Here is a 12,570-nt window from a genome sequence, read left to right as displayed (position 1 = left end):
CACGCTGTCAATTTGGATTCTGATCGGATACTTCTGCAGACATGAAAAAACAAGGGAGGGGCGCAAAAGCGCTCACAGTCTTCAAGTACACGCTGGCGTTGCTGGCGACCGTTGCGCTTCTCAAGATCGCATTCTTCCCCGCTAACGACGAGGACTATGCGCAAGCAACCGGTGATTTCTCCCAGCCCACCACGGAGCTATCCCCTCAGCGGATCAATAACACGCAGAAGCTGTCTGCCACCATCGTCCCGGACGAGCCCACCGTGATCCGCGCCAACGCTTCCGGTGAAATCACCGACGCCTATGTCAACAGCGGCGGCAACGCCGTAGAGGGGCAAAACCTGCTCCAGGTGAAGAAGACCTCGGTATCTGAGACTGCCAGCACCTCCGGCGGCGCGGATTCCGATGAAGAAGGCGCCGCAGCCGCCACACCCGAAACTACCGTGACCTGGGGCAACATCACCGCTAAGGCTTCCGGCACTGTGCAGTGGGATATCGTCATCGGCCAGACGGTTGAGATCGGCCAGGAAATTGGCACGATTTCGCCGAACAGCTTCCACGCCGTAGCACCTATTAAACCGAGCCAGCTGTACACGCTGGGAGACTCGATTAACAATGGCCGCCTCGCCATCACTGATGGCCCGGCACCGTTTTTGTGTGATTCGGTGAAGACTGTCACTGGAAGTAGCGCGGGCTCGCAGAACACTGGCGCCGGGGATGGCGCTGGCATGGGCGCCACCGCTGCTGGAAATTCCTCGGGCGGCCCACAGCTGCGCTGTGACATTCCCGCAGATCAGACCGTCTACGAAGGTGTTCCTGCCACGCTGATTCTTGGCAGCGGCACCACCTCGGAGGTCCCGGCACTGCCGGTGACCGCGGTGGAGGGACGCTTCCGCGAAGGTGTCGTCTACGCTCCGGCTAAGGATGGCGGCAAGCCCACCAAAATCAAGGTTGAACTGGGCGCCAACGATGGCACTTTCATTGAGATCAAGCGCGGCCTGAAGGAAGGCCAGCAGGTTTTGGAGTACGCGCCTTCCTACAAGGACGATTCCGCCGGCGACGGCACTGACACCGGCACTGGCGCTGGTGATGGCAGCGACACCGGCTTCGATGAGTCCGGCGATGACGCTGGCTCTGAAAAGTAGGCCCGCGCCATGCTTAGTTTGACCGCAGTCACTCGAACAGTGACGCTCCCCAACGGCGAGGAGCTGCCTATTTTGAAAGGCATCGACCTCGAAGTGCCCCGCGGTGAGCACCTCAGCATTGTCGGCCAGTCAGGTTCGGGCAAGTCAACGCTGCTGAACATCATTGGCATGCTCGATTTGCCGGACTCCGGCACGTACACGTTCGACGGCACTGATATTTCCACCTTGTCGGACAGGAAACGCGCTGCTCTCCGGGGCGATAATTTGGGATTCGTCTTCCAGCAGTTCAACCTCTTCCCCTCCCGCACCACGCTGGAAAACGTCGAGGTTCCGCTGATGTACGACCGGGGCGAGAAGTTTTGGAATCGCACCGAGCTTGCCGCCGCGATGCTGGAGCGCGTTGGCCTGGGCGATCGCCTAGAGGCCACACCTTCCCAGCTTTCCGGCGGTGAACAGCAGCGTGTGGCTATTGCCCGCGCGCTCGTGCGCCAACCGCAACTCATTCTTGCCGATGAGCCCACCGGTGCGCTCGATGTCGACACCGGCAAGATCGTCATGAATTTGCTCGAAGAAGTCGCGGCGGAAAACAACGCCGCATTGATTCTGATCACACACGATTTAGAGGTCGCCGAGCGCGGCGATCGTGTGCTTGAGCTTCGCGACGGTCAGTTGCACGCCGACTCCGTCCTGCTATCTGCTGCCAACGTCATGCACGGCTCCGAGGAGGTTGCTGATGACGACGAATAATGAAACCGAATCGAAGTCACGGCCTTCCTTCCTCTATGCAGCAACGCCTTATCTCGGCGCTCTGCTGGAAGCGTGGCATGAGCTGCGCATTAACCGTGGCCGCATCATGCTGTCGCTGGTCAGTGTGGCCGCCGCAGTGTGGGCGATGACTACGGTTATCGCACTTGGCAATATTCTCACCAGCTCTCAGGATGCGGTCACCGCACAGAGCACGGGTGTCGCCGGAACGGTCACGTTGACGGCCGGAGCGGGTAATTCCGATTCCGAGGAAGGCGGTAACTTCGGCGACGGTGGCTTCAGCGGTGACGGCAGCGCCGGCACAATGGCCGATAGCTTTGGAAGCTTCGGCGGCGAGGGCACCGGCGGAAACGGCCCGGACGATTTGAGCGTCATCAACCCAGACGGGTCTATCAACGACGCCTTTTCCGCTGCCACCCACCGCCTGGTGGAGACCACTCACGCCAACTTGTGGTCGCGAGTTCGAATGCAGCCAGCGACTCCCGAGCAAAATATGGATGACTGCGCCCCGGATGATTACGAGTGTTTTTCGCCAGGTACTCCCGAGCTGATCGCCGCTGACCCGGGCTGGTTCGATATCTACGCCCGCACCATCGTGCAGGGACGCCGTTTGGAAGATGCCGATGGCCAGCGCTTGATGAACCCCGTGGTGGTCAACGACCAGTTCTACGAGAGCCTGGGAAACCCAGCGCTAGCCGACCACCCAACCTTCACCTTGAAGGAAACCGGCAACACCACCTTCACCGTGGTGGGAGTGTATAAATCCCTCGGATCGTGGGACGCCCCGAGCATTGTCACGCACTATGATTCCTTCCTCAACGCCGGCTACGAGGGACAGGTGGGTGAGCCGCAACTTCTCGTCGCAACGCCTGAAGAATCCGCGAAGGAGAACCAGAAAGCGCTGCACAACATTTTCCAGGCGGAGCTTGGCCCCAGCTGGAAGGTGAATACCTCCCTGTCGGAGAAGGACACGCAGATTTCCCAGGAGATGAATAACACCATCACCACTGCGCTCGGCATTATCGGCGGCATTGTGATTGCGCTTGGTGCATTGGGGCTGCTCACGGTCTCGATTGTCACCATTGGCCACCGCGTCCGTGAGATTGGTATTCGTCGCGCAATGGGCGCGTCGGCAGGCAGGATCTTTATCTCTGTGTTCCTGGAGTCGATTGTCGCCACGACGGTGGCGGGTGTGGTTGGCGTGATTGCCTCGATCATCACGGTCAAGCAGCTGCCGCTGGATAAGATGCTGGCGTTGCCGCTGGAGACCGGTGCCGTGGCCTACCCCGTCACGGCCGCTGTGATTGGCGTGCTGGTCGCAACATTAGTGGGTGCCTTGGCGGGCATCATCCCCGCCACTATTGCCGTCCGCGTCAAGCCCATCGACGCCATCCGCTTCTAGCATTTCAGCCCCTAGTTCGCCTGGCTGCGTCGCCTCCTGCTTTTGCAGGTGAGGCCACGTGCAGCCAGGCGAATTATCTTTAGGTTTTAAGTTGCTAAGCTATGTCCATGACTCCCGCACGCCTCGTCTCTAATGACGAATACATCACGCAGCTGGCGCTGAAGGCCGGCCGCGGTGATCAGGCTGCGCTGACGGAGTTCGTGCGGCTGACCCAGAAGGACGTGTGGCGTCTGGTCGCACATCTGGGCGGCGTTGATGCCGCGGATGATTTAACGCAGGAGACGTATCTGCGCGTGATGGGGGCACTTCCCCGCTTTGCGGCGCGTTCTTCTGCCCGCACGTGGCTGTTGTCGCTGGCTCGGCGCGTGTGGGTGGATTCGGTCCGCCATGATTCGGCACGCCCAAAGAAGTCTGCGATGGAAGTGGAAAACGCTGCCGAGCAGTTCACGACCGGCGAATCGTGGTCAGAGCTCGCTGACGCCCGCGTGCTGCTGGAGCAGCTGCCGGAGGAACGCCGCGAGGCACTCATTCTGACGCAGGTGCTGGGGTACTCCTACGCGGAGGCCGCGGAAATCGCAGGGTGCCGTGTGGGCACCATTCGCTCCCGCGTCGCCCGTGCGCGCCGCGATCTGGTTGCCGCGCTTGACGACGGCGACAGCGCCAACGGCGACTCTGCAGCTGTGTAAACCCGCTCCCCCAATGGACGTTGATCTTTCTTCTACCCCATTTTTGGAACACTATCGCGCATGATTGCTCAGTTGAGCGTAGGTTCTGCCTTAACTGATAGTTTTATACATTTCCTTATATTCGCGATACGAAACGGGTATATGAACTGCCCCAGTACGCATACGTTCCATCTTTTCCGACGAGATTAGCTTTGTTTTGGGCCACCACCGACCAACTCACTGAGGAGCAGATTTCCCCATGAATAGACCTTCATGGATTTTCACTGTCACTGCCGTTATCACCGCTACAACCGGACTACCCGCCTACGCCGCCACCATTAACCAAGGTGATCCAGTAGTCATCATTCACGCTAATGGCCCACAAGCTAGTGTCTGTACAGCTGGCTATGTCGACAAAACCAATTCGCAAATCTACACAGCAGGTCATTGTGGACAAGAGGGAGACACAGTGACGGATGGGACATTTCAGAAAATTGGAGTTTTCCAACCGTCTCCCACATATGACCATTCACTAGATACGGGGAACGATATTGGCGTTGTCTCGCTTGACGACCCCGCTACTGCAGGCGTGAATTCGTATTCAGGCGACTCAATGCTATCCCCCACCGATGTTCAAACTGGCGAGACAGTCTGCATATACGGAAATACTACGGGGAAAGTTTCCTGCGGTTTAGCCGCTGATCGCGAGGCATACCAAATCGAGGACAACGCTCTACAGGTTCAAAACGTACAGGCTCAACGCGGCGATTCCGGAGGGCCTGTATGGGTTCCGGAGAAAGGTGCTGTCGGTGTTGTTTCAACTACCTGGAACATCATCGATGGGAACGGACAGAAGCTTGGTTCCTATATCACCGCTAATTCACCCTGGTAAGAGCGCTTTGTTTACGTAGGGCTTGTCATCCTCTGAGGTCACGTCACCCGACCGAGGAAAACAAGCCATCACCGATAGCCAAAGGCGAAAGCCCGCCTCTCCTACCGATTACTCAGTAGGAGAGGCGGGCTTGATTCGTCAGAGGGAATTGGCTCCCTCCGAATCCCTAGCTCTTAAGCGTTACGGCGTCGCATTGCGAAGACTCCGGCAGCTGCCAAAGCAGCACCAGCCATCGCCCACAGTGCCACACCGTTGCCACCAGTCTTAGGCATTTCGCCCTTGGTCACATCGGCAATCTGCAAAATGCCCACCTTCGAATCACACTCTGGAATGCCAGTCTTATCGCACTGATTTCCAGACACCGCGACACCGCCACCGGAGAGAACTTCGATAATCGCATTGCCCTTTTCATCCCACGCCGTGGAGAACTTAATGGGCTCAACGAGCAAGTTGTAACCCTGCGGTGCCTTAGTTTCAATCAGGTAGTAAACACCCGGCGCATCCAGGCCCTGGAGTCCAACACGGCCCGCAGTGTTTGTCTGAGACTGTCGCACTACTGGGTTCGTATCAAGGTTGACACTTCCGTCAGAATTCAAGTTCAGCGCGCCATTGGGGTCGGCACGGTGAACTGCAAACTCTGCACCGTCGAGCAGTCCGCCGGTTTGAATCTGATCCGGCGCATCCGGGTTGTAGCTGACCTTCTCCAAGAAGATTCCCATCTTCTTTTCTGGAGGGGTCAACGGGATGCAGTCGGTATCCTTCCAACCACCCATTTCTGCCTCATTCATAAGGCCAAAGTTGGGTTCGTAGAGACCATTCTCCTCATAGCAACGGTAGTTACCGGACGGCTCTGATGGGTGCCCTTCAGGCACAGATGTTTCATCCAACTTCGATGCGTCGAGAGTGAAACGAACAGTGACCTCATAGACATGCTTGCCGGTACTACCGTCAACACCTTCTGGTTTCGTAATCTTCGGAGTGTTGTTGCCATTTAATGCATACGGACCTGGGCCACGGAAATCCCTAGGCTCACTTAGGCGGTTAAATTCGTCGCGGAACACTACCGTTGCCCCGGTGACGGCCGCCGCACCGACAAACTTCGGCGTGTCTAGCAATTGTCCATAGACGACTTCGTTCGACTCGTATCCCGGAGTCTTGGGGTACTCCACGACCACGTTGTACCTTGCAGTAAATTCGTTTTGCGTGCCCGGTACCGGCTGAGGTTCTGTATCTACCGCAACCTTGTCTACGCAAGCTTCGGTGGAGACATTGTCCGCGTCACCCGGACCCGACTCGGAGTCTGTTGCGACGAGCTTCACACGGTTAGGGCTACATACCGTCTTAAGGTTGCCGTGTTCATCTGTACGCACTGGAGCGGATACAACGAATTCAACCTTTGCATGGGGAGGAATCGTACCGACATAGCCGGTCATGTATTTTCCTTCGCCGCCGGATGGTGCTTCCGCATTCATACCTGCCAAAATGCCACTGCCGGCACCAATCTGGTCCGGTCCAGGCTTACGCCCGTTGACCAACGAAGAACCGGGACCAAAGCCCTCGAACTTTGCGGTTGGGCCGCTCCTATTAATACCGAAATGAGTATCTGTTGGAAGGTACTCGTAGAAAGTGCCACCAGAGCTCGGGTGATCGCTTGTGTTTTCTACCGTAATCGTCCAGAAAGTCCTAGGTTCACCATTGATTATCTCCGTCTTCGAGCGGAGCTTCTTCACAGCGAGGTTTGATTGAAACTCTGGCGGTGGTGCCACCAGGCTAGAGGCAGCATCAGTATTGAACGAATCCGGAAGATTATTCAGAATGTTAACCAACTCAAAGGTCGGCTGGCTGGAGGAAGGATTATCAATCTTTAGCTCAAAACCATTTTGACCAGCCTGGTCACTACCCGCACCGAAACCTAGGTTTCCGTTCGAGTAAGTCCAAGCCTTACCCCACGATGCCGACGAAAACACAATTCGGCGACCATCGAGTGTGGTCAAATTGGACAAATCCCAGGTAGAAATTTGTCCTGTTGCAGTGTCGATGCGCTCCAGAATCACCCTATCCTTTGAACCGGCCTTACTCTGGAAGCCCCACATGTACCGTGGTGCGTCCGGGAGTACTGCCCAGTCCTCGGCAAATGAGATTTGGTTACCGAATACCCGCTCTGCTGTGGAATTGTCCGTGTTCACACGGTAGAACTTACGACTACCGGATGTTGACGCATTTGCCACAAAGTAACCATTTTCGGTCCAGACACCCGCATTCGAGAAGTCGCGGTCGCCTTCAGTTTCAAATGCGGTAGTTTGCGTTCCTGGCTTCTTAATCGGACCTAGGTTGTGTACTTCACCGGTTCCGGGATCGATTTGAAGCAGATTACCTGCCGGATAGCAGTTGTCACCATTCAGACCGCGCTTCTGACTTACTGCGTAGAGCCAGTTGTCATTGGGGTCATACATTAGGGAGTTATACACCCACGGCGAACGACCGACCTCATGGTAGGCCTTACCTTGATCAACTTGTCGGCTCAAAATCGAGGTATCGCGCTTAAGATCCTTCGGCGTACCAGTGACAACGTACACCGGGCTGCCGTAGGCAAACTCTTCTGCCGTCAGCTGACGCGGTGCAGCCTTGCGCACCACTTCCGTCTCTGGAGTCGGATTTTCACACTTCGGAATCGGCGGCGGCGTGGGAAGGTTGAACGTCGCCGAATATACGGTGTTGGTTCCGCCTCGATGCAGCCCCATAAACTGAATCTGCGCAGGACCGCCAATCGAGATCTGTGGCAGGATTACCTGGTACTTCTTATTGCTGATTCTTTTGTACGTAGCTTTGGTCTCGTACCATCCTCCATTCGTACCCGTGTAGTAAACAATCATGTCTGCCGAGTCCTTAGACATGTAACTATCAATGTTCGTTTCAAGAATGACTTCCGTGTCTTTGGGGAGAGTAATCGTCCCATTCGACAACTGGTCTGCGGGAATTACGAAGGTGGGAATGTAGCGACTGCCTTTGAGCACATACCCAGTACCGTTCGTATCTCCGTTATTCTTTGCAATCCTAAAGCTATAGGCGGCATCGGCTGCCGCAGGTGCCGCCATCCTCTGTGGCGCACGCTGCGGTTGTGCAGCACGAGGTGCCGCTACCGGATCATTAGCAGAGGGCTCTGACACCTCAAGCGGTGGCTCACCGGCCTCCACTCCCGGAACATCTGGTGCATCAGCCGCAACAGAGTCGTCTTCCCGCTCGACCCCGCTAGAAGACTCAGCTGGTTCAGCGGACTCCGAATTATCTGGCTTAGGGGTTTCAGAAGTCTGAGCAATCTCGCCTGATGCTGCTACCGACGTATCGCTGAAGATAGCGCCACTCGAAATTTCGGGGGTCTCAAAAACGAACGTTGCCCCATCGACGACCTTAGCGTTCAACCCCGTAATGCTGAACTTCACGGGATTCGAAGAAACATCGACCCCTAGATTGTCTCCCTCACGGAGAGCAATCTTTTTACCGTTGACGGTCAACGAATACTTGCCGTCGGCAAACTCCAAATCAGAGGCGCTATCTGCAGTGATCTCCATTCCGTTGAGAGTTGCATCACTGGCAAACTTTCCTTCAAACTTCGCGGTATCACCGCTGGTAACCGTTAACTGGTCGCCTGACGTCAACGCCACACCGATATCAGTGGTCTGCGCTTCCGCCACAACACCAGCCACCTCTGGCATACCTGCCGGCATGACAACACCAAAAGTGAGGGTCAGCGCCGCAGCGACCGACGCCATCACGCGCACATTTCGCCGCGCGGATTTCGGCTTGCTAAACATTGTCCAGGACATTAGCGTCCCTCACTTCCTTTATCTTTCTTCCTGCTCACCGCAATAATGATGAAGCCCGCACCAATTAATGCGGCAGCTGCCGCCACCAATCCAGCAACCTGCACACCTGTCAGCGCCAGAGAACCTGATGTCCCTGACGATGAAGACTGACCTTGACTTGAACCTGACGCCGATTCGCCGACCGGTTTCTTCGGAGGTTTGGTGGGCGTAGTAGTGGGCGTTGTCGCCGGAGTAGTCGTACCATCCTCCGGCGGCGTCGGAGGTGTGTCCGGCGGAGTCGTCGGCGGTGCCTTAGGTGGCGTCGTCGGAGGTGTCTTAGGTGGAGTTGTCGGAGGTGTTGTCGGTGGTGGAGTTTTACCTGGCGTATGCGACTTCGCTACGATGACGCCTTCGACCGGGTTGGGGTCTTCCGTCACTGTGTGGAAAGGTACCGCGACCAGGAAAGCGTTGATTTCACGGTAGTTACCGTCCGGCGCACTTGAGGTCACAAGGTAGATACCGTCGACAAGCCCGGAAAACTGAACCTCGCCGTTGGCATCTGTCACCTTGGAAAGGTTTAAGTCCTTGTTCCATTTTTGGATTTCGTCAAGGCGGGCCGATTCCACTCGCTTCATATCCGCTGGATTTTTGGGGTCAATCCCCTCCAACCGATCTAGGTGAATGGTCACTCCCTCAACGGAACCTGCGACAGTCTGACCGTCATCATCGGGGTTTCCCTTGGTCAAACGAATCTTCAGCACATTCGTGCCAACAGACTGCTCGACTCCCGCCACGCCGTCACGTCCTGCGACAGGGACAGCCTGCGCGATATCCGCACCTGCCCCAAGGCCAGCGCAGGTGAAAGCAAGCGCAATGGTTCCTGCAACTACGCTGTTCAGCCGGTTATCACGGTTATTAATCATTGTCATGCTCCCACCAGCGGTCTTCATCGTCTCCGTCTTGCTCGGAAGCTGATTGCGGTTGCGACGGATCCGATTTTTCAGCTCGCTTTCTCGTGCGCCTGTGGCGACCGCCAGCGCGATGGCTGGTAACGCTTTCGTCGGCCTGATCGCCGTCATAGTTATCAAAGGAATCTTCGGCCATATCGCCGTCGTGATTGTCTTCATCGAAGGTGTCGTCAATATCTTCCAGCTGGCGTTGACGCCATACCCACCAGGCAAAAGCGGTGCCAAGCACTAGCACGACTACAAGCAAGGTGTACATCCACCACTGCCAACCCGCACCGTGGGTCTGACTGAAAACTTCATCATCCGCTTCATTCAGCGGCACTTGATGGCCACGCACCAAAAGCCTGTGGGTGTTAATGCCATAGGGCGTACACGTAATAAGCGTGACGTAGTCCTGATTGGGCACAGGCCTCAAATCGTCAGTTTCGTGTGGCAGAACGACCTTAATTTGATCGACTACATACTTGAGCCGATGACCGGACACCTGAATATAAAAGGCGTCACCTTCACGGGCTTTGGCTAAATGGTCGAACATTGTTGAGTTCGACAGACCAGTGTGCCCAGTGATAATCGAATGCGTTCCGACGCCGCCGACCGGTAAATCGGATCCATACAAATGACCTAAACCACGTTGCAGGGTCTCATCCGAGGTTCCATGCAGTACAGGCAAATCTACATTGATGGATGGGAAAATGAACCGAGCCATCGCTTCGGTCTCATTTAGTTGATTTAAGTACTCTGCGTACTCGGGATTATCCGCATGGATGCGGTTCAACCACGGATCCAGGATTGGGCCGGTATCGCGACCCTCGTTGTACGCATGCGCCCGTTCCCACTGTGTGTTCTTCACATCTTGTGGAATGTCTTTATCCAATTGCGCATACGCTCGCGCGGCACGCGACGCATTCATGTTGTTCCATGCTGTCGACACCACCGGGTACAGCATGACCAACAAGCCGATTACAACAATAATTGCGGGCAGCGTAAGGCTTTTACGGGCCGGCTTTTCTGATTGCTGGCTAGCATCCAGCTCGACTACCGAAGCAGACGACTGTTCCACGGGACAACTCCCCAAAGATTCCTAAATACGCACAGCCTTCAACAGCCAGATACACCAAACCCGCCGCCAATTGCCACTGCGCAGACAACCAAAATCAATCACAACAGCAGCGCACTGACCACAGTGCGCTAGGCAAAGCAGGGTACACAACGCGTACCCTGCTTCACCGTCCTTAGAGCGGCTTTCGCTCTAAGGCACCGAGTACAAACTCGGATTTAGTTCTTCGATCCGCGGCGAGCGAACCATGCACCAGCTGCGACGATAGCTGCACCGATGGCAGCCAGGATGCCGACACCGGCGCCACCAGTCATCGGCAGGTTTGGAGTGTCCTGCTTGATGTTCTCAATCTCAGAAACCAAAGTGACCTCATCGTCACCCTCGCGCTCACCGGTTGCAGATACGTTGGCTCGAGTGAACTCAATCTCAGTGACATCCTTTTCCGGCAGTGCGTAGCCAGCAGGAGCCTTGGTCTCCTTCAGGCAGAACTTCTTGGTTGCCGGGGCTTCCTTGCCATCCTCGAAGTCGGTCAGGTGCAGACCATCAATGGTGATTGTGCCGTCCTCACCGGTGGTCCAGGTCTTCTCGTCCTTGACAGTTACCTGTGCACCCAGGTCAGATGCCGAGGTGCACTGGTAGAGCTCGAACTCAGCGCCTTCCAGGACCTTGCCCTTTTCCTCGCCGTCCTTCTTCACGACCTTCAGCTTGCCGTGGTAGGTCTCGACCTCATTGGTCTCGTTCTTGACCTCGTTACCGGTATTCGGGTTATTGAAGAAAACTTCACCCTTGTTCTTCAGCACAGTGGTGTCGCCAACCTCCTTGCGCTTAACCTCGAAAGTCAGCGACATCTTGGCACCGGGCTGAACCTTGGCCAGACCCTGATCGGTCAGCTTAACGACGAGCTTGTTTCCGTTCTCAGCCGGATTGTTGACATCGTAGTCACCGGCGCCCAGAACCGTGTCACCAGCCTTGACCTCGGTAACCTGCTGGAAGTCCAGGCGCTGATCCAGCTGATCCTCGAAGCGGAAAGCCTTCAGGCTCTTGCCCTCGCCCCAGGTCGGAGCGTCGGCGTTAATGGTGTAGGTGTAACCATCCTGGATGTGCTTATCCGCATCCTTGACGGTCTTCTCAGTCTTGGTCTCCGTGTTCTTCGGGTAAGCAACGACGTTGTAGTTCCACGCGTCAGATGCCTCATTGACCATCGGAACGGAAACGATGAACGGAGCACCAGTAACGATGCCGGCCGGAGCGTCTGTTTCCTCGACCAGGTAGATGCCCAGATCCAGGTCATCGAAGGCAGCCTTGCCATCGGCACCTGTGGTCTGTTCCTTGACGTCACCAGTCTTATTCTCATCCTTGACGTCTGCAGCCGACTTCGGGAAGGTTGACCAGTCACCATTCTGCAGGTCGTAGTTCAGCTTGGTGATCTTGTAGGTCACGCCAGCGAGCGGCTCGCCCGGTACGCCTTCCATCTCCTGGCCGGTAGCCGCAGTACCCGACTCATTACCCTTCTTCTTGTAGAGGGTGATCGAACCCTTCTTGCTGAAATCGATGTTTGCCTTGTTCACAGCCCCCTGCTCAACAGCAGGTCCTTCAGGCTGAGCAATAACAGCAGGAGCAGAGATACCCATAGACAGGCCGACGATTGCGGCGAACGTTACCGAACGAGCGGTACGAGAGAACTTATTCACGGAAACAGGTCCTTTACAACGGTCCAAAATGAAGCGGCACGCTTCAATACGTCTCGCGATTCACTTCAGACGGCGACATCGATATTCTCCGACCGCACAAAACTGATATTTTCCTTAAGAAAAGACCAGCCTGTCTAACCTTCTAAGCTTCAGCGTCATGAACTTTTATGTTTGTATGTTGA

The 12,570-nt window shown here is 55.9% G+C and carries 8 protein-coding genes and 1 pseudogene; 5 read left to right on the top strand and 4 right to left on the bottom strand.

The genetic code is table 11. The features are described from left to right. Nucleotides 1–41: 41 nt before the first annotated feature. From HMPREF2751_RS09040 to HMPREF2751_RS10665, 5 genes are all read left to right on the top strand, one after another. Nucleotides 42–1,145 carry an efflux RND transporter periplasmic adaptor subunit gene (locus HMPREF2751_RS09040; protein WP_070595902.1) on the top strand — a complete coding sequence of 368 codons (1,104 nt, stop codon included), beginning with the start codon at nucleotides 42–44 and terminating at the stop codon, nucleotides 1,143–1,145. Between the two features lie 9 nt (nucleotides 1,146–1,154). Next, complete coding sequence (locus HMPREF2751_RS09035; protein ID WP_070595901.1) at nucleotides 1,155–1,892, top strand: ABC transporter ATP-binding protein; 738 nt, start codon at nucleotides 1,155–1,157, stop codon at nucleotides 1,890–1,892. Beyond that, nucleotides 1,879–3,312, top strand: coding sequence for an ABC transporter permease (locus tag HMPREF2751_RS09030; RefSeq protein WP_070595900.1), 1,434 nt, complete (start codon nucleotides 1,879–1,881; stop codon nucleotides 3,310–3,312). The genes HMPREF2751_RS09035 and HMPREF2751_RS09030 overlap by 14 nt, the downstream gene beginning before the upstream one ends. Nucleotides 3,313–3,413: 101 nt before the next feature. Next, nucleotides 3,414–3,998: an RNA polymerase sigma factor gene (locus HMPREF2751_RS09025; protein WP_172954594.1), complete on the top strand. Its 585-nt coding sequence runs from the start codon at nucleotides 3,414–3,416 to the stop codon at nucleotides 3,996–3,998. A 238-nt stretch (nucleotides 3,999–4,236) separates the two neighbouring features. Next, nucleotides 4,237–4,869 carry a trypsin-like serine protease gene (locus HMPREF2751_RS10665; RefSeq protein ID WP_083276317.1) on the top strand — a complete coding sequence of 211 codons (633 nt, stop codon included), beginning with the start codon at nucleotides 4,237–4,239 and terminating at the stop codon, nucleotides 4,867–4,869. Between the two features lie 173 nt (nucleotides 4,870–5,042). On the opposite strand, the gene HMPREF2751_RS09020 is transcribed toward HMPREF2751_RS10665, so the two are convergent. From HMPREF2751_RS09020 to HMPREF2751_RS09005, 4 genes and pseudogenes are all read right to left on the bottom strand, one after another. Beyond that, the gene (locus tag HMPREF2751_RS09020; RefSeq protein ID WP_070429231.1) at nucleotides 5,043–8,693 is read right to left on the bottom strand and encodes a prealbumin-like fold domain-containing protein; all 3,651 of its coding nucleotides are present in this window, start codon (nucleotides 8,691–8,693) and stop codon (nucleotides 5,043–5,045) included. Then, nucleotides 8,693–9,595, bottom strand: coding sequence for an isopeptide-forming domain-containing protein (locus HMPREF2751_RS09015; RefSeq protein WP_083276316.1), 903 nt, complete (start codon nucleotides 9,593–9,595; stop codon nucleotides 8,693–8,695). Before HMPREF2751_RS09015 ends, HMPREF2751_RS09020 begins: the two co-directional genes overlap by 1 nt. A gap of 285 nt (nucleotides 9,596–9,880) precedes the next feature. Next, a pseudogene (locus HMPREF2751_RS09010) lies at nucleotides 9,881–10,622 on the bottom strand (class C sortase); the annotation flags it as partial. A gap of 293 nt (nucleotides 10,623–10,915) precedes the next feature. Next, on the bottom strand, nucleotides 10,916–12,388 hold the full coding sequence (locus HMPREF2751_RS09005) for a SpaH/EbpB family LPXTG-anchored major pilin (RefSeq protein WP_070429230.1): 1,473 nt from the start codon (nucleotides 12,386–12,388) through the stop codon (nucleotides 10,916–10,918). Between the last annotated feature and the right edge of the window lie 182 nt (nucleotides 12,389–12,570).

Source organism: Corynebacterium sp. HMSC063G05 (assembly GCF_001810555.1).
Classification (GTDB): Bacteria; Actinomycetota; Actinomycetes; order Mycobacteriales; family Mycobacteriaceae; genus Corynebacterium; species Corynebacterium jeikeium_D.
This window is presented reverse-complemented; position numbering and strand designations above follow the sequence as displayed.

Coding starts and splice junctions, on each gene's coding strand:
- HMPREF2751_RS09025 (WP_172954594.1), top strand. CDS start 3,414: ATGTCCATGACTCCCGCACGCCTCGTCTCTAATGACGAATACATCACG.
- HMPREF2751_RS10665 (WP_083276317.1), top strand. CDS start 4,237: ATGAATAGACCTTCATGGATTTTCACTGTCACTGCCGTTATCACCGCT.
- HMPREF2751_RS09015 (WP_083276316.1), bottom strand. CDS start 9,595: ATGATTAATAACCGTGATAACCGGCTGAACAGCGTAGTTGCAGGAACC.
- HMPREF2751_RS09020 (WP_070429231.1), bottom strand. CDS start 8,693: ATGTCCTGGACAATGTTTAGCAAGCCGAAATCCGCGCGGCGAAATGTG.
- HMPREF2751_RS09035 (WP_070595901.1), top strand. CDS start 1,155: ATGCTTAGTTTGACCGCAGTCACTCGAACAGTGACGCTCCCCAACGGC.
- HMPREF2751_RS09040 (WP_070595902.1), top strand. CDS start 42: ATGAAAAAACAAGGGAGGGGCGCAAAAGCGCTCACAGTCTTCAAGTAC.
- HMPREF2751_RS09030 (WP_070595900.1), top strand. CDS start 1,879: ATGACGACGAATAATGAAACCGAATCGAAGTCACGGCCTTCCTTCCTC.